The sequence below is a fragment of the Falsiruegeria mediterranea M17 genome (genome assembly GCF_900302455.1).
GTDB lineage: Bacteria > Pseudomonadota > Alphaproteobacteria > Rhodobacterales > Rhodobacteraceae > Falsiruegeria > Falsiruegeria mediterranea.
On sequence record NZ_ONZG01000013.1, the window covers coordinates 29,660 to 48,448 of the forward strand.

General features: G+C 60.8%; 20 protein-coding genes. 14 read left to right on the plus strand and 6 right to left on the minus strand.

The window, feature by feature from the left end:
- Positions 1-71: 71 nt before the first annotated feature.
- Positions 72-1,088 (minus strand): C4-dicarboxylate TRAP transporter substrate-binding protein, encoded by a 1,017-nt coding sequence (locus TRM7615_RS21065; protein WP_108791448.1) that lies wholly within the window; start codon positions 1,086-1,088, stop codon positions 72-74.
- 480 nt (positions 1,089-1,568) lie between these two features.
- Here TRM7615_RS21065 and acs point away from each other — a divergent pair, with 480 nt between their 5' ends.
- The 9 genes from acs (at position 1,569) to TRM7615_RS21110 (ending at position 11,223) form a co-directional block, all read left to right on the plus strand.
- A complete protein-coding gene (gene acs / locus TRM7615_RS21070; RefSeq protein WP_108791450.1) occupies positions 1,569-3,533 on the plus strand; it encodes an acetate--CoA ligase in 1,965 nt (654 codons plus the stop codon).
- A 10-nt stretch (positions 3,534-3,543) separates the two neighbouring features.
- Positions 3,544-4,158 (plus strand): adenylate kinase, encoded by a 615-nt coding sequence (locus tag TRM7615_RS21075; protein ID WP_108791452.1) that lies wholly within the window; start codon positions 3,544-3,546, stop codon positions 4,156-4,158.
- Between the two features lie 197 nt (positions 4,159-4,355).
- Positions 4,356-4,637, plus strand: coding sequence for a DUF4212 domain-containing protein (locus TRM7615_RS21080; protein ID WP_085796004.1), 282 nt, complete (start codon positions 4,356-4,358; stop codon positions 4,635-4,637).
- 5 nt (positions 4,638-4,642) lie between these two features.
- Positions 4,643-6,427 carry a sodium:solute symporter family protein gene (locus TRM7615_RS21085; protein WP_108791454.1) on the plus strand — a complete coding sequence of 595 codons (1,785 nt, stop codon included), beginning with the start codon at positions 4,643-4,645 and terminating at the stop codon, positions 6,425-6,427.
- Positions 6,428-6,540: 113 nt separating this feature from the next.
- A complete protein-coding gene (locus TRM7615_RS21090) occupies positions 6,541-8,364 on the plus strand; it encodes a DUF294 nucleotidyltransferase-like domain-containing protein (protein ID WP_108791456.1) in 1,824 nt (607 codons plus the stop codon).
- Positions 8,365-8,429: 65 nt separating this feature from the next.
- Positions 8,430-8,945: a hypothetical protein gene (locus TRM7615_RS21095; protein WP_108791458.1), complete on the plus strand. Its 516-nt coding sequence runs from the start codon at positions 8,430-8,432 to the stop codon at positions 8,943-8,945.
- Between the two features lie 2 nt (positions 8,946-8,947).
- Entirely contained in the window at positions 8,948-10,360 is a 1,413-nt protein-coding gene (locus TRM7615_RS21100) for a 3'-5' exonuclease (RefSeq protein WP_108791460.1), read from the plus strand.
- 60 nt (positions 10,361-10,420) lie between these two features.
- On the plus strand, positions 10,421-10,921 hold the full coding sequence (locus tag TRM7615_RS21105; protein ID WP_108791730.1) for a flavin reductase family protein: 501 nt from the start codon (positions 10,421-10,423) through the stop codon (positions 10,919-10,921).
- Positions 10,922-10,962: 41 nt separating this feature from the next.
- The gene (locus tag TRM7615_RS21110; protein WP_235824171.1) at positions 10,963-11,223 is read left to right on the plus strand and encodes a DUF6500 family protein; all 261 of its coding nucleotides are present in this window, start codon (positions 10,963-10,965) and stop codon (positions 11,221-11,223) included.
- A 23-nt stretch (positions 11,224-11,246) separates the two neighbouring features.
- Here TRM7615_RS21110 and TRM7615_RS21115 read toward each other — a convergent pair whose 3' ends face one another.
- Genes TRM7615_RS21115 through TRM7615_RS21130 form a run of 4 tightly spaced genes read right to left on the minus strand, consistent with a single transcriptional unit; the run spans position 11,247 to position 13,679 of the window.
- The gene (locus TRM7615_RS21115; protein ID WP_108791464.1) at positions 11,247-11,723 is read right to left on the minus strand and encodes a DUF6505 family protein; all 477 of its coding nucleotides are present in this window, start codon (positions 11,721-11,723) and stop codon (positions 11,247-11,249) included.
- On the minus strand, positions 11,720-12,424 hold the full coding sequence (locus TRM7615_RS21120; RefSeq protein ID WP_370739832.1) for a biotin/lipoate--protein ligase family protein: 705 nt from the start codon (positions 12,422-12,424) through the stop codon (positions 11,720-11,722). Before TRM7615_RS21120 ends, TRM7615_RS21115 begins: the two co-directional genes overlap by 4 nt.
- The gene (locus tag TRM7615_RS21125) at positions 12,424-13,485 is read right to left on the minus strand and encodes an Mrp/NBP35 family ATP-binding protein (protein WP_108791468.1); all 1,062 of its coding nucleotides are present in this window, start codon (positions 13,483-13,485) and stop codon (positions 12,424-12,426) included. Before TRM7615_RS21125 ends, TRM7615_RS21120 begins: the two co-directional genes overlap by 1 nt.
- Positions 13,482-13,679: a DUF6494 family protein gene (locus TRM7615_RS21130; protein WP_108791470.1), complete on the minus strand. Its 198-nt coding sequence runs from the start codon at positions 13,677-13,679 to the stop codon at positions 13,482-13,484. The genes TRM7615_RS21125 and TRM7615_RS21130 overlap by 4 nt, the downstream gene beginning before the upstream one ends.
- Before the next feature lie 68 nt (positions 13,680-13,747).
- Here TRM7615_RS21130 and TRM7615_RS21135 point away from each other — a divergent pair, with 68 nt between their 5' ends.
- Positions 13,748-14,479, plus strand: a complete 732-nt coding sequence (locus tag TRM7615_RS21135) for a cytochrome c family protein (protein WP_108791472.1) — start codon at positions 13,748-13,750, stop codon at positions 14,477-14,479.
- Here TRM7615_RS21135 and TRM7615_RS21140 read toward each other — a convergent pair.
- Positions 14,473-16,419 (minus strand): 4Fe-4S binding protein, encoded by a 1,947-nt coding sequence (locus TRM7615_RS21140; RefSeq protein WP_108791474.1) that lies wholly within the window; start codon positions 16,417-16,419, stop codon positions 14,473-14,475. The two genes, TRM7615_RS21135 and TRM7615_RS21140, sit on opposite strands and share 7 nt — an antisense overlap.
- Positions 16,420-16,712: 293 nt before the next feature.
- Between TRM7615_RS21140 and TRM7615_RS21145 the strand changes: the two genes are divergently transcribed.
- From TRM7615_RS21145 to TRM7615_RS21160, 4 genes are read left to right on the plus strand one after another with little or no spacing between them, the layout of a single operon-like run.
- Positions 16,713-17,267 carry a DUF3305 domain-containing protein gene (locus TRM7615_RS21145; RefSeq protein ID WP_108791476.1) on the plus strand — a complete coding sequence of 185 codons (555 nt, stop codon included), beginning with the start codon at positions 16,713-16,715 and terminating at the stop codon, positions 17,265-17,267.
- A complete protein-coding gene (locus TRM7615_RS21150; RefSeq protein ID WP_108791478.1) occupies positions 17,264-17,887 on the plus strand; it encodes a DUF3306 domain-containing protein in 624 nt (207 codons plus the stop codon). Before TRM7615_RS21145 ends, TRM7615_RS21150 begins: the two co-directional genes overlap by 4 nt.
- A 3-nt stretch (positions 17,888-17,890) precedes the next feature.
- Positions 17,891-18,502 (plus strand): TorD/DmsD family molecular chaperone, encoded by a 612-nt coding sequence (locus tag TRM7615_RS21155; protein ID WP_108791480.1) that lies wholly within the window; start codon positions 17,891-17,893, stop codon positions 18,500-18,502.
- A gap of 58 nt (positions 18,503-18,560) precedes the next feature.
- Complete coding sequence (locus TRM7615_RS21160; protein WP_108791482.1) at positions 18,561-18,749, plus strand: ubiquinol-cytochrome c reductase iron-sulfur subunit N-terminal domain-containing protein; 189 nt, start codon at positions 18,561-18,563, stop codon at positions 18,747-18,749.
- Positions 18,750-18,789 lie beyond the last annotated feature (40 nt).

Below are 18,789 nucleotides of genomic sequence, written 5' to 3' on the forward strand. Positions count from 1 at the left end.
GAACTCCTTTTTGTCGGTGGGGAGTATTTCAGGAAAAAGGCCGGGCGTATCTGCCGCCCGGCCCGAGTACTTTAGTTGCCGCCGCGCTGCGCTTTCAGCGTGCTCATGACCAGATCATAGAGATCCTGCGCAGGCAGGCCCTGGGCGGTCATGTCAGCAATCCACTTTTCGCGGATCGGGTCAGCAGCCGCCTTGCGGAAAGCATCCAGCTCGCTTTCAGCCAGTTCGACCTTTGTCACGTTCTTTTCGGCCAGGACGCTGTCCCACTTTTCCAGCAGGGCGCCGTAGTTGGCCAGATAGTGACCGATGGCCTCGTCAATCGAGCTGTCGAGTGCTTCGCGGTGCTCGGGGCTCAGCGCCTCATAGGCGTCGATGTTCACCACCACCGGGCAGTTCACCGTGCCGGGGTTCAGGTTCGCGGTCCACCAATCAGCGCGGTTGATCGTGCCAAACGCCAAATGCGCGTGCTGGGCAAAGGCCACGGTGTCGACAACACCCGATTCCATCGCGTTGTACGCTTCGGTCGCGGTCACCGAAGTCGGAACACCACCAACAGCCGAGAAGGCCTGACCGATGCCACCGGTTGCACGGACGCGCATGTCCTTGAACTCGGCCAGTTCATCACGCGGCTCGCCGGTGCCAACAAGGTTGTACTGCGGCATTGGCGAGGTCATGATGATGCGCGCATTCCATTGTGCCATCTCTTCCTGCACAGCAGGGTGATCATACACCGCATGGCTGACGGCCACCTCTTCGTCCAGAGTGTTCACACCCAGGAAAGGCAGCTCCAGCACGGTGATCGCTCGGTTCTTGTCGCGATGGTAACCCGCGCAGAACTGTGCCATCTCGAAGGCACCGATGGAGATGCCGTCCAGGTTTTCCTTGTTCTTGGACAAGCCACCATAGCTGATGTTCAGCGTGAACCCGCCACCGGTCTTTTCGTCAACCAGTTCGGCTAGTTTCTCGACATGTTCGGTAAACGCGCGGCGTTTGCCCCACAGCGACACATTCCATTCGGTCGCCATGGCTTCGGACACAAAAGCAAAGCTGGCAGCAGCGGCCACTGCACCCGTCAACATCTTGTTCATAAAAGTCTCTCCCTTTCATGCGCCCCCTCATCGGAGGGCGCTTGGGGGTAAAGCTAGCGCCAACACACAAGCCTGCCAAGTCCTGAACCATCCCCCGACCAATCCGAGTCGTCTGAGAGACGCACGCGCAGCATTTTTGCGCACAGCCAAGGCTGACCGAAACAATATGTCACACCGAAATTAGAGGCAAAGTGACCCAACGTCCGATGGCTTGCCCCAAGTGATACCCAATTTGGGTAAATGCCTGTTAACATGGAAGCCGCTGAAAATTATCATCTTTCACAGGCAACGGATCATAAAATTTACAAAACCCACACACATTCAAGAAACGACTTTACAAGCTAATCGTTAGATTACCGTAAGTTATTCCCTTATTTTCAGCTCTGACTATTATTTACGCAGGGATGGAACCAGATCGACAAAACCTGCACTTCGGGTGAAAACGGTCTCTGAACAGTTAAGTCGAGGGAGGAGCCTCATATGACAACCGCAGCCCAGACCGAAGCAACGGTCTTTCCCCCATCTGCAGAAACCGTTGCGCGGGCCCACGTGGACGCCGCGAAATATGAAGAGATGTATGCAGCCTCGATCGCCGATCCCGAAGGGTTTTGGGCTGAGCAAGGCAAGCGCGTCGACTGGATCAAGCCGTTTTCGCAGGTCAAAGATGTCAACTACAACTTTGGCGAGGTCTCGATCAACTGGTTTGCGGATGGCGCGCTGAACGTTTCGGCCAACTGCATCGACCGTCATCTGGAGACCCGCGGCGAGCAGACCGCAATCATCTGGGAACCCGATGAGCCGACTGATCCCGCGAAGCACATCACTTATAGAGAGCTGCACCGCGACGTGTGCCGCATGGCCAATGTTCTTGAAGAACTGGGCGTGCGCAAAGGCGACCGGGTTGTCATCTACCTCCCGATGATCCCCGAAGCCGCCTATGCCATGCTGGCCTGTGCCCGTATCGGTGCGATCCACTCCATCGTTTTTGCCGGTTTCTCCCCCGACGCGCTGGCAGCCCGTGTGAACGGTTGTGACGCCAAGGTTGTCATCACCGCGGACGAGGCCCCGCGCGGTGGTCGCAAGACGCCGCTGAAATCAAACGCCGACGCGGCCCTGCTGCATTGCAAGGACAGCGTGAAATGCCTGGTGGTCAAGCGCACCGGTGGTCAAACCACCTGGATCGACGGCCGCGACTTTGACTACAACGAAATGGCTCTGGAAGCGTCCGACTACTGCGCCCCGGCCGAGATGAACGCCGAAGACCCGCTGTTCATCCTCTACACCTCCGGCTCCACCGGTCAGCCCAAGGGCGTGGTGCACACAACCGGCGGCTATCTGGTCTATGCGGCGATGACGCATGAGGTGACGTTCGACTATCATGACGGCGACATCTACTGGTGTACCGCTGACGTGGGCTGGGTCACCGGCCACAGCTATATCGTCTATGGCCCGCTGGCCAATGGCGCGACTACGCTGATGTTCGAAGGTGTACCGACATATCCCGACGCCAGCCGTTTCTGGCAGGTGTGTGAAAAGCACAAGGTGAACCAATTCTACACCGCCCCCACCGCTCTGCGCGCGTTGATGGGTCAGGGCAACGAATGGGTCGAAAAATGCGACCTGAGCGATTTGCGGACGCTCGGCACTGTGGGTGAGCCGATCAACCCCGAGGCCTGGAACTGGTACAACGAGGTTGTTGGCGGCGGTCGCTGCCCGATCGTTGACACTTGGTGGCAGACCGAAACTGGCGGTCACTTGATGACCCCCCTGCCCGGCGCCCACGCGATGAAGCCCGGCTCGGCGATGAAGCCATTCTTTGGCATCGAGCCGGTTGTTCTGGACCCGCAGTCGGGTGTCGAGATCAGCGGCAACGACGTCGAGGGCGTGCTGTGCATCAAGGACAGCTGGCCCGGTCAGATGCGCACCGTCTGGGGCGATCACGAGCGCTTCCAGAAGACGTATTTTGCGGATTACAAAGGCTATTACTTCACCGGTGACGGCTGCAAGCGCGACGCCGATGGCGATTACTGGATCACCGGCCGCGTCGATGACGTGATCAACGTGTCCGGCCACCGCATGGGCACGGCCGAGGTCGAAAGCGCACTGGTGGCTCATGCCGCTGTGGCCGAGGCCGCCGTGGTCGGCTATCCGCACGAGATCAAGGGTCAGGGCATCTATTGCTATGTCACCCTGATGAATGACCGCGAGCCGTCGGATGAGCTGCTGAAAGAGCTGCGGACCTGGGTCCGCACCGAGATTGGCCCGATTGCATCCCCTGACGTCATCCAGTGGGCCCCTGGCCTGCCGAAAACCCGCTCGGGCAAGATCATGCGCCGCATCCTGCGCAAGATCGCCGAAAACGATTTTGGCTCGCTTGGCGACACCTCGACCCTGGCCGATCCGTCGGTTGTGGACGATCTGATCGCCAATCGTGCAGGCGCGTGAGGGTAAGTTGATGACAACCGATACCCTAGCGCGAACTGCCAATGTCATCCTTCTCGGCCCCCCCGGGGTCGGCAAGGGCACGCAGGCGCAGATCCTGGTGGAAAAGCTCGGTATGGTGCAGCTGAGCACCGGCGACATGCTGCGCGAGGCCAAGGATAGCGGCTCGGAAATGGGCAAGCGCGTGGCCGAGGTCATGGCGCGCGGTGATCTGGTGACGGACGAGATCGTCATCGGGTTGATCGAAGAAAAGCTGACAGGATCGGACGCTACCGGTTTCATCTTTGACGGCTTCCCTCGCACGCTGGCCCAGGCCGACGCGCTAGAGGCGCTGCTGAAAAAGACAGGCCAAAACCTGGATGCCGTGATCGAGCTGCAGGTGAATGACGAAATCCTTGTCGACCGCATCGTCGGTCGCGCGGAACAGGCAAAGGCCGCTGGTCAACCCGTTCGCGCCGATGACAACGCCGAAAGCCTGAAAATCCGGCTGATGGAATACTACAAGAAGACCTCGCCACTGATCGGATACTACCACGCCAAGGGTGCGTTGCAGTCCGTGAACGGCATGGGCGACATCGACGAGATCGCCCAAGGTTTGAACGAGATTGTTGCGTCAGCGATGACGTAACCGGACCCCAAGGCCCCCCGCTCCCCCCTATCCCTTAAGGGGGCCTTGGGTTTCCAAAACCAGCAAGATCCGATGGACCCGCCCTGGCGGACCAGAGGAGGCATGCCCGCGTTTCAAATACGAGCGCGGGCAAACAGAGAAGGTTTGTCCGCTCCGCAATCGGGCAGATCAGGAGGAAACCAAGGAGGACCGCGCTCATGGCGGATCAAACAACAACCTCCGCACAAACTGCTGAAAGCGACAAAGGCTATTGGCAGGCCAACGTGCGGATCATCCTCGTCAGCCTGGTAATCTGGGCTGTCGTATCGTTCGGGTTCGGCATCCTGCTGCGCCCCATGCTCTCAGGCATCAGCGTCGGTGGCACCGATCTTGGCTTCTGGTTCGCCCAGCAAGGCTCGATCCTGGTGTTCCTGGCCCTGATCTTTTTCTACGCCTGGCGCATGAACAAACTCGACAAAGAATTTGGCGTTGAGGAATAAGGCAGATGGATCAGTTTACCATTAACCTGCTGTTTGTGGGCGCCTCTTTCGCGCTTTACATCGGCATCGCGATCTGGGCCCGCGCCGGGTCCACATCAGAGTTCTACGCCGCCGGCCGCGGCGTTCACCCGGTCACCAACGGTATGGCGACTGCTGCTGACTGGATGTCGGCGGCCTCGTTCATCTCGATGGCGGGCCTGATTGCCTTTACCGGCTACGACAACTCCTCGTTCCTGATGGGTTGGACCGGTGGCTACGTGCTGCTGGCGCTGCTGCTTGCACCGTATCTGCGCAAGTTCGGCAAGTTCACCGTGTCGGAATTCATCGGCGACCGTTTCTACAGCCAGACCGCCCGCATCGTGGCCGTGATCTGTCTGATCGTTGCATCGACCACCTATGTTATCGGTCAGATGACCGGCGTGGGCGTGGCCTTTGGTCGTTTCCTTGAGGTTTCGAACACTGCTGGTCTGCTGATCGGCGCCTGTGTGGTCTTTGCCTACGCCGTGTTTGGCGGCATGAAGGGTGTGACCTACACCCAGGTTGCTCAGTACTGCGTTCTGATCACCGCCTACACCATCCCGGCGATCTTTATCTCGCTGCAGCTGACAGGCAACCCGATCCCGGCCCTGGGCCTGTTCGGTGATCACGCTGCTTCGGGTGAGCCGCTGCTGGCGAAACTGGACGCGGTGGTGACCGAGCTTGGGTTCAAAGAATACACTGCACACCACGCCGACACCTTCAACATGGTGCTCTTCACCTTGTCGCTGATGATCGGTACTGCGGGTCTGCCCCACGTGATCATGCGCTTCTTTACCGTGCCGCGTGTTGCTGACGCCCGTTGGTCGGCTGGCTGGACCCTGGTGTTCATCGCCCTGCTGTATCTGACCGCGCCTGCTGTGGGTGCCATGGCACGTCTGAACATCACCGACATGATGTGGCCGAATGGGACGAACGCCGAGGCTGTCACCGTCGAGCAGATCGAAAGTGATCCGCGCTATGACTGGATGGCGACCTGGCAGAAAACCGGTCTGCTGGATTGGGAAGACAAGAACGGCGACGGCAAGATTCAGTACTACAACGACAAATCTGAATCGATGCAGGCCAAAGCCGCCGAAAACGGCTGGGAAGGCAACGAACTGACCAAGTTCAACCGTGACATCCTGGTTCTGGCCAACCCCGAGATTGCCAACCTGCCGGGTTGGGTGATCGGTCTGGTTGCTGCTGGTGGTCTTGCGGCTGCTCTCTCGACCGCTGCGGGCCTGTTGCTGGCCATCTCGTCGGCTGTGTCCCACGACCTGATCAAGGGTGCAATCAACCCGCAGATCAGCGAAAAGAACGAGCTGCTGTCGGCCCGTATCGCCATGGCCGTGGCCATTGCGGTGGCAACCTATCTGGGTCTGAACCCTCCGGGCTTTGCCGCGCAAACGGTTGCTCTGGCCTTTGGTCTGGCTGCTGCCTCGATCTTCCCGGCGTTGATGATGGGGATCTTCTCGACCCGCGTTAACAACACCGGTGCCGTGGCTGGCATGCTGGCCGGTCTGATCGTCACACTGGTTTACATCTTCCTGCACAAGGGCTGGCTGTTCATCCCGGGCACCAACTCGTTCACCGACGCGGACCCGCTGTTGGGCACCGTCAAGTCGACCTCGTTCGGCGCTATCGGTGCAGCGGTCAACTTCGGGGTCGCCTATGTCGTCTCCGGCATGACCAAAGAGACCCCGCAGGAGATCAAAGACCTGGTCGAAAGCGTCCGCATTCCCCGTGGCGCAGGCGCAGCTCAGGATCACTGATATGTGCCGCAGACCCTGTTCCCTCCCGATTGGGGTCTGCTTCAACTGACCATGGTCCCGCCCGGCGTTTTACCGGGCGGGGCTTTTTTCCTTTTATCGCAGGCTGATGTCCCATGCCCCTGACATATGCGCAGATCACCCGTTTCCTGAAGTCCGTACACCCCTATGACGCGCTGCCGGTTGCCGAGCTCGACACCATCGCGCCGCAGCTGGACGTGTGGGAGGTCGAGCGCGACTTTGCCGTTTATGACTTGGGTGAGGCCCTGCCCGGCCTCTTCATCGTCTACGAGGGACAGATCGAGGTCACGGATGAAAACGGCGTCGTGGTCTCTCATCTTGGCCTGCGCAATTCCTTTGGCGAGCGGGGCTTGTTGCGCGATGGCAAGGCCGTGACCAGCGCCCGCGCAGATGCCCATTCCGTTCTGCTGGTTCTGCCGTCGGCGCTCTTTTCCGATCTCATCGCCCGGCATGAGGTGGTCGCGAAGTTCTTCAACCGCGCCCGCACGCCGCGTACCCAACAAGAGACGCTCGCGACCAGTTCCGTCGACACGTTGATGGCGCATGATCCGACCACCTGTTCGCCGGACGACACCGTCCAGGCCGCTGCACAGCTGATGCGCGAGCGCCGGATTTCTTCGCTCTGCGTAACGCAAGATGGCGCGCTGCGCGGCATCCTGACCACCCGCGACCTGTCGGGCAAAGTGGTGGCCCAGGCCCTGCCCGCCACCACCCCTGTGGCGCAGATCATGACCGAGGGTCCCCTGACACTCTCGCCATCGGCCATCGGCTCGGACGTGCTGCACGCGATGATGGAGCATCACATAGGCCATATCCCGATCACCCAAGGTGACCGCGTCGTGGGCATCGTCACCCAAACCGACCTGACCCGCTATCAGGCTGTGAGTTCCGCTGAATTGGTCAGCCAGATCGCCAAAGCGACCACGGCAGAGGAGATGGCCAAGGTCACCGCCGAAATCCCGCAGTTGCTGGTGCAGCTGGTGGCCAGCGGCAACCGGCACGAGGTGGTGACGCGCCTGATCACCGACATCGCCGACACCGCCACCCGCCGCCTTCTGGCCTTGGCCGAGGCCAAGCTGGGACCGGCTCCGGTGCCCTATCTGTGGCTGGCCTGTGGCAGTCAGGGGCGGCAAGAACAGACCGGCGTCAGCGATCAGGACAATTGCCTGATGCTGGACGATGCGGTGACAGACGCCGACATGCCTTACTTCGCGGACTTGGCAAAGTTCGTCAGCGACGGGCTGGACACCTGCGGATACTTCTACTGCCCCGGCGACATGATGGCCACGAACCCGCGTTGGTGTCAGCCGGTGCACGTGTGGCGCGAATATTTCGAGGGCTGGATCACCAAACCCAACCCCGAAGCGCAGATGCTGGCGAGCGTTATGTTTGACCTGCGCCCCATTGGCGGCAGCTTTGATCTGTTTGCAGATCTGCAAGAAAAGACGCTGAAGGCAGCCAGTTCCAACTCGATCTTTGTCGCCCATATGATCTCGAATTCACTCAAACATACGCCACCCCTTGGCCTGCTGCGCGGGTTTGCCACCATCCGCTCGGGCGAGCATCGCAACACATTGGATCTGAAACACAACGGCGTGGTGCCGGTGGTCGATCTGGGGCGTATCTATGCGTTGCAGGGACAGTTGACGGTGGCAGGCACCCGCGCGCGGCTGCACGCGGCGCAAGAAACTGGCGTGCTCAGCCCGTCAGGTGCGCGTGACTTGCTGGACGCCTATGACCTGATCGCCGAAACTCGCCTGGAGCATCAGGTGACGCGGATCAAGGCGGGCCTGGCACCCGACAACTATTTGGCCCCCACCGATTTGTCGGACTTTGAGCGAAGTCATCTGCGCGACGCCTTTGTCGTGGTAAAGACGATGCAATCGGCGGTGGGTCACGGCAAGGGCATGCTGGGATGAGAGCGCTGAACGCCTTCGGCGACCGAATTTGGAACGAAATGAAAACTGGATCTGGAGAATAGGCAATGTTTCTGGAGTTGATCGCAACGGTATTTGCCGGTCTCGCCGCCGCAGGCGTCATGATGTTGGTAGGGCGTTGGGTGCCGGGCCTGCCCCGCTGGCTGACGCCGGTGGTTGCAGGGGCAGCCATGATCGCGGTGACAATTGCCAGCGAATATGGCTGGTACGAGCGCACGCGCGCCTCTCTGCCAGCAGAATTCGAGGTGATAGAAACCGTCGAGAACCGCGCCATGTATCGCCCCTGGACCTATGTCGTGCCCTTCGTAGACCGTTTTGCCGCTGTTGACACAGCCTCGATCCAGACCCACGGCACGCGACCCGATCAACGCCTGGCCGAGCTGTATTTCATGGGTCGGTGGGCGCCAGTGTCGAAACTGCCAGTGGCCGTTGATTGCGCCGGATCACGTCGCGCAAATCTGGCCGATGGCGTAGAATTTGACTCCGATGGAAACGTCAGTGGCGCGTCCTGGATTTCGGTGTCCCCGGACGACAGCGTTGTTGCGGCGGTTTGCGGGGTGTAGTGATGCTCGCGAATCTGAGCCTGCGCCTGCGGATCTTCCTGTTTTTCTGCCTGATTGCCCTTGGCAGCGTGACGGTCCTGCTGATCTCTCTCTACATGGGCCTGCAACGCACCGCCGACGTCGGGGTGGCTGGCGGGTTCACCTTTGCCGCGATCTTGGCGAGCTTTGGCCTATTGGCCTTGAGCGCGGGCATTTGGCTGCTCTTTGACGAAAACGTCGCCAAACCCATCGAAAAAGTGGCCGCGCTCATGCGGGTGCGCGCCCATTCGGATGCGGATACGGACATCGATCCCGAGCTGGCCCGCTATCTTGGCGATCTTGCGCCGGCCGCTGCGGGTCTTGCGGATCGTGCAGGCAGCGCGGCGCAGGATCTGGCCGCAAATCTTGCAGATCATACGGCGCAGCTGGCGGCAGAACGGGATCAACTGACCGCGTTGTTGACGGATATCCCCGTGGCGATGACCGTGCTGAGCGCCGATCTGAATATCGTGCTCTATGACGGGCAATCGGCGGACCTGTTGGCGCGGATCGCACAGCCGCGACTGAATGCGCCCCTGACCGACTACTTTGAACCAGAGGTCTTGGATCAGGCCCGTGCCCAGGTAAACCGGACCGGGTTGCCGGTTCAATGTGTCCTGACCAGCCTCCATGGCGGGTTGAGCTGCCCGGCCCTGATGCGGCCGCTGGACGGTGCGCCGGGATATCTGCTGTCCTTTGAAGAAACCGAAACCACCCTGTCAACCGAGCAGCCCCGCCCGCTGGTCTATGACTTCAATCTTTTGGATACCGCAGGCCAGGCCCGGACCGAAGACACGCCCTTGTCTGAACTGACCTATGCGGTGTTTGACACCGAAACCACCGGACTGCTGCCGCATAAGGATGACATCGTGCAGATCGGGGCCTTGCGGATGGTGCGCGGCAGGATTGTCGAGGGCGAAGCCTTTGACACGCTGGTTGACCCCCAACGCCCAATCCCCACGACCTCGAGCGCGGTGCACGGGATCACCGATGCGATGGTCGCAGGTGCGCCCGATGTGGTCGAGGCAGCGCGCGGGTTCCACGGCTTTGCCAGCGGTGCGGTTCTGGTCGCCCACAATGCGCCCTTTGACCTGGCCTTTCTACGCAGGCAGGCCGAGGCCTGTGGGGTGGAATGGGATCACCCGGTTCTGGATACCGTGCTCTTGTCCGCCGTACTCTTTGGTGCCAGCGAGACCCACACGTTGGATGCGATCTGTGATCGGTTGGGCATCGTGATTGAGGACCGCGACCGACACACGGCCCTAGGGGACGCCCGCGCCACGGCACAGGTGCTGGCCTGCATGATCCCCATGCTCGAGGCGCGCGGGGTTCGCACTTTTGGTGAAGTTGTGACTGAAACCAAAAAACATGGTCGCCTGTTGCAGGACTTGAACTAAACCGTGGACAAGGCGCGCGGCTCGTGGCACGTGGGCCAAGACCATCAGGACAGGCGCGCGATGACCGAAACCCATTTCACCCCCGGCCCCGACACCACGCTGGCCTTCCGCGAGGCGCTTGGCTGTTTCGGTACTGGCGTGACCGTTGTGACCACCATGTCGCCGCAAGGGCCGATGGCAATCACGGTCAACTCCTTTACCTCGGTGTCGCTGGATCCTGCTTTGGTGTTGTGGTGCCCAGCAAAGACCTCGACCCGATACGCCGAATTCATGGGCGCCCAGCACTACGTCATCCATGTCATGGCCGAGGATCAGCACAGCGTCGCCAAGGGTTTTGCCATGGATGGCGCCGATTTCTCGGTCGCGGATTGGACGCAAAGCCAAATGGGCGCCCCTTTGCTGAGCGGGTGCCTGGCGCGGTTCGAATGCAGCCAGCACGCGGTGCATGACGCCGGCGATCATTCGATCATAGTGGGTCAGGTGGATGCAGCGATGCATCGCCCCGGTCGCGGGCTGATCTTCAAACGCGGGCAGTACGGCGATTTTGCACCGCGCGGCTGATTGCCACCAACAGCAAGTTGCGCCGTCCATTTGTTCGCCTTATGTTCCAGGCACTATGGCAGCACAAAGGGACAGCACTCGAAATGAGATCAACATTGAGAGAAAAAGCCGTCGCAATCTGCAACGAAAAGATCTCCAAGAAGGGAGAGGGCGTCGGTCTGTCTTTCTACGCGTTTTTTGCCAACAAGAATGATGATCCAGACCTGCTGATGGAAGCGGCGGAATGGTGGATCAAGACTCACAAACTGGACCATTTTGAAAAGGCGACAAAGATAAGGGACATGATCGCCTCCGGGGCCTGATCGATGTCGGCGTCCTCCTGTCCCTAATCGTCAGTGACATGCACCGCCAGCAGATCCAGTTCGGCCTCTTGCGGTTCGATCACCCGATACGCCTCACGCACGCCACCCTCGTCCAACTCGCGCGCCACAGTCAGCAACGTGTTGGCGTCATGTTCGTCGCACAGATCCACCATCTGATCGATCTCTTCTTGCGCCACTGACAGGGCCGCCTCGACCGAAGGTGCACCATAAAGATCCACGAAATGCTGCGCCAGCGCCTGTTCTGCGGCGTCGCGTTCCGACGGTTCGATCTGGGTCACGGCCACAAAAGTCACCCGGCCAAAGGTCTCAAGCCCCAGCCAGCCGTTCGAAAACGCCTGCCGGGATTTGCCTTCCAGATCCCCGTCGGACCAGTTGGAGAACTCAAAGCCCCCGGAAATACACAGTTCCCCCGTGCGAGCCGGGGAATGAAAAACATTCCTGTCACTGTCGTCGAAATGGATGGCTCTGGCCAGTTTCATGTCTCATCCTCCAACAGCGAGCTCAGCGGGATGAGCGAGGTCGCCTCCCCTTCGCGCACCAGCATTCCGAAATCTTCATCGACACCCAGAAAGGTACCCTCGTGCCCAGCGCGTTGCACGGGCTCTCCCACACCTTGCACCAGCCCCATCCACTCGGCGTGCAACGGCGCGTTGCCTTCGGCGTCCCAGCGGTTGATCCAAACCAGCGTGTGCCGCGCCCAGCTTTCCAGCAAGGCCAGCGGCTCCACCTCGGCGCAGCCCTCGTCATAAAGCGCGGTGACATCGGGGTTTGCACCGGGGTCTTCGCCGGTTTGCAGGATTGTGATGTCGATCCCGACCACCAGCCAATCCGGCAGCTGTTCCGGCGCTTTGGTCGATGCCGCAATCCGTAACCGCCCACAGCGTGCTCCGTTGACACGGATCACACCGTCCCAGCCCAGATGCACCGCAACCTCGGGCGGGGCAAGCGCGCCAAGGGCGTTCTGGAACCCCACGGCGCAGAGCGGCAGCATGACCATGGCCTGTTCCAGTGCCACTTCGGGGGCAAAGACCAGGGCCGCGCGCAGACGGTCGGCTTGCACCGAATGCACGACGCTACCGCCATCGCAGCCCAGCGCCGCAAGCGCCTGCGCCTTGTCAAAAGGATCCTCTCCGCCACTTGCGGGGTGTCCCTGCATCAGTGGCGGAAAGCTGGGTGTCATCAGGCCTGCCCCTTGGCGATCATGTCGCGGGCAATGGCGCGGAACGCCTCGGCCTGCGGGCTGTCGGGCTTGGCGACCACAATCGGAGCACCGCTGTCAGCTGCAAGGCGCACGTCCAGGTGCAAGGGGATCTCGCCAATCAACGGCACACCCAGCTTTTCAGCCTCAGTCGCCACACCACCATGACCAAAGATGTGCTCTTCGTGGCCGCAGTTCGAGCAGATGTGCGTCGACATATTTTCGATCATGCCCAGGATCGGCGTCTTGGTCTGGCGGAACATGTCGATGCCCTTGCGCGCATCGATCAGAGCGACGTCCTGCGGAGTCGAGACCACGATGGCCCCGTCCAGCGCAAACTTTTGCGTCAGTGTCAGCTGCACGTCACCGGTGCCGGGTGGCAAATCGACGATCAGCACATCCAATGCACCCCACTGCACCTGGTTCATCATCTGCTGCAACGCACCCATCAGCATCGGACCACGCCAGACAACCGCTTGACCCTCATTGGTCATCAGTCCCATGGACATCATGGTGACGCCATGATTGCGCAGCGGCAGAATGGTCTTGCCATCCGGGCTGGCAGGACGACCCGAGACGCCCAGCATGCGCGGTTGCGATGGTCCATAGACGTCAGCGTCGAGCAACCCCACCCGGCGGCCTTCGGCAGCCAAAGCGCAGGCCAGGTTGGCCGAGACGGTGGATTTGCCCACGCCGCCCTTGCCGCTGGCAATGGCCACGATGCGATCAACACCCGCAACCGGCGCCGGGCCGGTTTCCGAAGGTTTGGGTTTGGGTTTCAGATCCGGCGGTGCCTTTTCCGAATGCGCGGTCAGCATCGCCGTGACCTTGTTGACGCCATCCACCATCTGCGCCGCCTGCTCGGCGGCAGCGCGCACCGGCTCCATCCGCTCTGCCAGCTTTGGGTCCACCTCGATGACAAAACGCACGGTGTCGCCCTCGACGTTCAGCGCGCGCATGACGCCCGCGCTCACGATGTCCTTCCCGCTGACCGGGTCAGTGATTTTCTTCAGGTTCGCCAGAACCGCGTCGCGCAGGCTCATGCGTCGCCATCCTTGATCTGACCTGTGACCACATGCTCGACCTCAAGTCCATCGACGGTCAGCACCACCTTGGCTTCAAAGCTGCCGCCGCTCGGCGCGCCTGCCTTGCGCAGCCCCTCTTCGATGGCCTGCTGGCTGGTCACACCAACCTGTTTCAGGAACTTGCGCATGGACATGTTGTAATCGCCGCTCATCGCATGGGTCTCCGTTCATTCATTTCCTGTATTTGACGCATCATACCTTGCCGCCCTAGGCTTGCACCATGCGCTTTGTCCTTTTGTGCCTGAGCATTGTCCTGACCGCCAGCCCCTCTTGGAGCCAAGAGGCGCTTGGACTGACTGCGCCGGACAAAGTGGCACGATCTGGTTTGCTGAAACATATCCTTCCGCGCTTCTCTCTCAAGACCGGAGTGCGCGTTCAGGTGGCGGAAACTGACGGAGTGCTGGAAATCACGGACAGCGCAACCGGAGATCCGGTGTTTCAATTCGAAGAGGTCACTTATTACCTGCGCGCGCCGGACCAGCCCAGGCCGCAGCGCTTTCGCGAATGGATGTTGTCGGACATCGGCAAGCGGACCATAGAGAGCTTTCAGATCGACGGGGCCAATCCCTTTACCGCCAATTTCGAAATCGTCGAGATTGAAGAGGCCCCCGATTTTGATGGTGACGCATCCCTTGGCGCAGATCTTGCGTTGACCCATTGCGGACGCTGCCATGTGGTGGGCCCCCGCAACCGGATGAGCGGACTGGGCTCGACGCCTTCCTTTGCGGTGTTGCGCGCCTTCCCGGACTGGTCGGACCGGTTTCAGCAGTTCTATGTCCTCAAACCCCACGGCGCATTCACACAAGTGGAGGACGTCACAGACCCCTTCAGCCCCGAGCGCCCTCCGCCCATCGTGCCGGTGGAGATCACGCTTGATGATCTGGACGCAATCCTGGCGTTTGTGGCCGCTGTGCCTGCGGCCGATCTGGGGGCACCGCTGCAACTTCAGTGATCCTTGCGCTTGCTGAAGTAGTCCTCGGTCCGCACGACACGCGGTTTAGGAGCAGCCTGAAAGGGATTGTTTTCACTGTGAAACTGCGCCTCGACCCGGCAATCGTCACACATCTGCATCACCTTCGCCTGATCTGAGGTGGCAAACATCGGATTAACGCCCACCAGCTTGTCCATCACCCGCTCGATGGTGGATTTCACCCCAAAAAGCGCCCCGCATTCGACGCAGGCAAACGGCTCTTCCTCGTTCAACACTCGCTGGCTAAGGGCGCCATCGCTCAGGTCAAGCTGCGGCACCAGAGTGATCGCCTGCTCGGGACAGATCGTTTGGCACATGCCACATTGCAGACAGGCGTCCTCTTGAAAGTTCAGCTGCGGCATATCGGGGTTGTCGATCAAGGCGCCAGACGGGCACAGTGATACACAGCTCAGACAAAGCGTACAGCTGTCGGTGTTCACCTCAACAGCGCCATAAGGCGCGCCTGTGGGTAACGGCAGCGTCGACCCGCCCGGGTTAAGCGCCTGCGCCGCCAGACGCGCGATCTGACGCCGGTTGCCCATCGGCAGCACCGGATCACCCAAGGGCACGGGCACTTCGGCCTCATAAAGCAGGTCAGACAGCGCATCAGGATCTGTAACGTCGATCAGTCCCAGCTTGCCCGTTCCGCCGATTGCCTCGGCCAGAACCAACTCGCGATCCAGTGCGTCCCGTTCGGTGGTTGGGGCCAACAACAGGTGAACCTGTGCAAACCCATGCGCCAGGCCAGCCAGCATCTCGGCATGGCCAAATCCGGAAATCACCTGCAATTCCATCGGGATGACATCCGCAGGCAATCCACGGCCAAAGCGCGCTGCCAGCCGGATCATTTCCGCCCCATGCACATCATGCACCAACAGGCGCGGTGCTGCGCCTCCAGCCTTGCGATAGCTCCGTGCCAACATTTGCATCCGTGCCAGTACAAAGCTGACGGCCGGATCCTGATAGGTGATCGCAGTGGACGGACACAGCGCCGCGCAGGCCCCACATCCGGCGCAGACCATCGGGTCAATTTCAACATGATCGCCCGCAGACGTGATCGCCCCGGTCGGGCAGATCTCCAGACAGTTCGAACATCCCACCTGCTCGGCACGGGAATGGGCGCAAAGCGTTTCCTCAACCTGTACATAGAGCGGTTTTTCAAAGGTGCCGGTCATCTGCACCGCCTCAAACGCCAGATCGGCCACCGCCACCGGATCACGCGGATCGGCACGCAAATACCCCTCGCGCTTTTCTGGTGCAGGCACAAAGGGCACCCCGCCAGTCAGGTCAATCACGATGTCACAGGCCGAGCGCGCGCCATCCTTAGCATCGGACCAAAGCTGCGCCCCACGCCCCGCAGGTTCCAGCATCTGAAGGCGGTCTATGCGGACCTCGAAGCCGCCCAATGCCCCGCGCACCTGCCGCACCTGCCCTCGGATCACATCAAACCCTTCGGACGGCATCACCTCGGCCTCATCCGTGATCAAAGCGGTTACAGCAAGGACAGACCCCAGCTTTGAAGCCAACGGTTCAACAACCTCACCTGCTCCGATAACGAAACACACACCTTCGCTGATCACATCCACTGCAGGCGTTTCCGGTGTCGGCAACATCGCCTCGGCCGCAAGCGCCGCCATCTTGGGTCCAGCGTCCCCCTCGCCCCATCCGGCACGGTCCCGCAGATCGACAAATCCGGGCAGGTCAACTTCCATGTCCTCGGCCAAGGCTTCAAACGTCGCGCGCTCTTGCTGGCAGGCGATCAGCACCTCCCCTTCGCTCAAAGCTGCCTCGACCGCCGACAATTCAGTGGTACACAGGGCGGTGTGAACCTTGCTGCAACTCAACCCGCACCCTGCCTCGATCGCCGACACATCCAGATGTTGTGACCCGGCGCAGTCGCATAGAATCAATGACTTGACCATATTCTCCCCTCGGACCACCCTGGGCGGCCCGTTTCTCTCCTGACCACAACCTAGGCGCAGGACGGTGCATGGGTAAACCCCGCGCCAAAACTGGATCACGTTTTCGCGCCCTCCCTTTCCCTGCACGCCACACGTCCTAGGTCGTGACGACAGGCGATACAGCATTCCGCCATTGCTCCAAAAAATGTAACAACTAAATGAACAGTTTGCCCACCGCAGGGCTTGGCAGACTGCCTGTTCCGTTTATAGTTCCTCCTACGGAAGGAAGGGGAGAGCCTTTCGGGGAGGAGATCGTGGCGCAGGCCGCTATTCACATAGAAATGCCTCTGGGCGTGGTCGTCCGGAAATCACCCGGCGTAACCCGCTGGGCCAAATGGACGTGGAAGGCTGTTGCGGTGCTTCCAGGTGCAGGCCCTGCGGATTGGGTCGAGGTGCGCCGCGAGGGGGCGGTCGTGGACTACCACGCCGCCACCCTTCCTCTTGTTCTCTGGGCGGCCGAGGCCGAGGCCTATGTTGCCAATCTGGCAGACAGCCTGCCCTCGATCTATTTGGTGCTGCGCGAGGAACGCGATGGCGACCCACCGCTCGAGGCTGTCCTTGTGACCGCCTCCCCGTTCGAGGGGCAGGATTACGCAGACACAGGCGAAGACATCGTCGAGAAAATCCCCATGACACCGGGCTTGATCGCCTGGGTCCGGGATTTCACGCAAGAGCATTTCCAACCCGAGCATTTCGTCAAACGCCGCCGCGACAAGTCACGCGTTGACTTGACCGAAGATGGCAAGGGCGATCCAAGGATCCGGCAAACATCAGATGTCTACAGGGCACCAAGGAGGGTCGTGCAATGACCCAATCCCGCGATTTCTGGAGCAAGCGCAAAGCTGCCGTTCAGGCCGAGGCAGAAGCGGAAGAGGTCGCCTTGGCCTTGCAACAGGAAGACGCGGAACTGGATACGGATGAGCGCAGCGACGCTGAAATCCTGACCGAGTTGAACCTCCCCGATCCGGACACCCTTAAAATGGGCGATGATGTCACGGGCTTCATGGCAAAAGCCGTGCCTGATCGTCTTCGCCGTCGTGCGCTGCGCAGGCTGTGGCGGCTCAACCCGGTGCTGGCCAATGTCGACGGGCTCGTGGATTACGGCGAGGACTACACTGATGCGGCGTGTGTGGTCGAAAACCTGCAAACCGCCTATCAGGTCGGCAAGGGCATGCTGGCCCATGTCGAGGCGCTGGCCAAGGCAGACGAAGATCCCGAAGAACAAGACCCCACCGCCGAAGACCTCGACGACGACACCGCTCCCAGCCTCCCCGACCCAGACGATCCCACACCGCTGGCGGCGCTGGAAGAGGATGCGCCAGCATCCGACGCGGGCGATGAGGCGACCCCGTCAGGGGTCGGCGAAGAGCCCGCCCTCCCTGTGCACTCCCCAACACCGCGTCGCATGCGGTTCGAATTCGAAGGATAACCCATGGTCACAGCCCAGCAGCCAGATATCACAGTCACCGAGGAAGACCGGCTGCGCGCCGATTTCTACAATTTCCTCGGGCTGATCCTGGCCGGTCCACCGGATCAGATGCTGCTGGACCAGATCGCGGGTCTTGCAGGGGACAACACCGACCTTGGCCAGGCGATCACGGCGCTCTCCCGTGTGGCCCGCGTCACCAAACCCGCCGCCTCCGAGCGCGAATTCAATGCACTTTTCATTGGTCTGGGACGCGGTGAGCTGCTGCCTTATGCCAGCTATTACCTCACCGGATTTCTCAACGAGAAACCTCTGGCGCAGCTCCGCAACGACATGGCCGTTCGCGCGATCACCCGCGCGCCCAATGTCTATGAGCCTGAAGACAACATCGCCTCGCTGATGGAGATGATGGCCGGGCTCATCGTCGGTCGCTTTGGTACGCCTGCCTCGCTCGAGGATCAAAAAGCGTTCTTTAACAAACACATCGGCCCCTGGGCCGGACACTTTTATTCAGATCTCGAAGCCGCCGAACACTCGGTGCTCTATGCCTCGGTCGGCGCTGCCGGCCGGGTGTTCATGGAGATTGAGCGCGACGGCTTTCGGATGACGGCGGACTGAACCGCCACACACCGGTGCCCGCCTGGGTACCATAACTGCCAAGGGAGAGGAGAATCCCATGAGCAAAACTGAGGAAACCGGCGCAACCCGCCGCGACTTCCTGAAACTGGCCGGTACTGCAGCCCCTGCTGCTGTCGCCGCAGCCACAATAAGCGGCAAGGCCGAAGCAGCCGAACCGCCCGTGAACGAAACCCGCATTCAGGACACAGCGCACACCCGCGCCTATCTGGACAGCGCCCGTTTCTGACACACCCGCACTGCGGGCCATAAAATGACGCCGCCCGGAA

Excerpts from the sequence above, each read along its gene's own strand:
- TRM7615_RS21065 (WP_108791448.1), bottom strand. The coding sequence starts at position 1,088 with ATGAACAAGATGTTGACGGGTGCAGTGGCCGCTGCTGCCAGCTTTGCT.
- acs (WP_108791450.1), top strand. The coding sequence starts at position 1,569 with ATGACAACCGCAGCCCAGACCGAAGCAACGGTCTTTCCCCCATCTGCA.
- TRM7615_RS21075 (WP_108791452.1), top strand. The coding sequence starts at position 3,544 with ATGACAACCGATACCCTAGCGCGAACTGCCAATGTCATCCTTCTCGGC.
- TRM7615_RS21080 (WP_085796004.1), top strand. The coding sequence starts at position 4,356 with ATGGCGGATCAAACAACAACCTCCGCACAAACTGCTGAAAGCGACAAA.
- TRM7615_RS21085 (WP_108791454.1), top strand. The coding sequence starts at position 4,643 with ATGGATCAGTTTACCATTAACCTGCTGTTTGTGGGCGCCTCTTTCGCG.
- TRM7615_RS21090 (WP_108791456.1), top strand. The coding sequence starts at position 6,541 with ATGCCCCTGACATATGCGCAGATCACCCGTTTCCTGAAGTCCGTACAC.
- TRM7615_RS21095 (WP_108791458.1), top strand. The coding sequence starts at position 8,430 with ATGTTTCTGGAGTTGATCGCAACGGTATTTGCCGGTCTCGCCGCCGCA.
- TRM7615_RS21100 (WP_108791460.1), top strand. The coding sequence starts at position 8,948 with ATGCTCGCGAATCTGAGCCTGCGCCTGCGGATCTTCCTGTTTTTCTGC.
- TRM7615_RS21105 (WP_108791730.1), top strand. The coding sequence starts at position 10,421 with ATGACCGAAACCCATTTCACCCCCGGCCCCGACACCACGCTGGCCTTC.
- TRM7615_RS21110 (WP_235824171.1), top strand. The coding sequence starts at position 10,963 with ATGTTCCAGGCACTATGGCAGCACAAAGGGACAGCACTCGAAATGAGA.
- TRM7615_RS21115 (WP_108791464.1), bottom strand. The coding sequence starts at position 11,723 with ATGAAACTGGCCAGAGCCATCCATTTCGACGACAGTGACAGGAATGTT.
- TRM7615_RS21120 (WP_370739832.1), bottom strand. The coding sequence starts at position 12,424 with ATGACACCCAGCTTTCCGCCACTGATGCAGGGACACCCCGCAAGTGGC.
- TRM7615_RS21125 (WP_108791468.1), bottom strand. The coding sequence starts at position 13,485 with ATGAGCCTGCGCGACGCGGTTCTGGCGAACCTGAAGAAAATCACTGAC.
- TRM7615_RS21130 (WP_108791470.1), bottom strand. The coding sequence starts at position 13,679 with ATGAGCGGCGATTACAACATGTCCATGCGCAAGTTCCTGAAACAGGTT.
- TRM7615_RS21135 (WP_108791472.1), top strand. The coding sequence starts at position 13,748 with ATGCGCTTTGTCCTTTTGTGCCTGAGCATTGTCCTGACCGCCAGCCCC.
- TRM7615_RS21140 (WP_108791474.1), bottom strand. The coding sequence starts at position 16,419 with ATGGTCAAGTCATTGATTCTATGCGACTGCGCCGGGTCACAACATCTG.
- TRM7615_RS21150 (WP_108791478.1), top strand. The coding sequence starts at position 17,264 with ATGACCCAATCCCGCGATTTCTGGAGCAAGCGCAAAGCTGCCGTTCAG.
- TRM7615_RS21155 (WP_108791480.1), top strand. The coding sequence starts at position 17,891 with ATGGTCACAGCCCAGCAGCCAGATATCACAGTCACCGAGGAAGACCGG.
- TRM7615_RS21160 (WP_108791482.1), top strand. The coding sequence starts at position 18,561 with ATGAGCAAAACTGAGGAAACCGGCGCAACCCGCCGCGACTTCCTGAAA.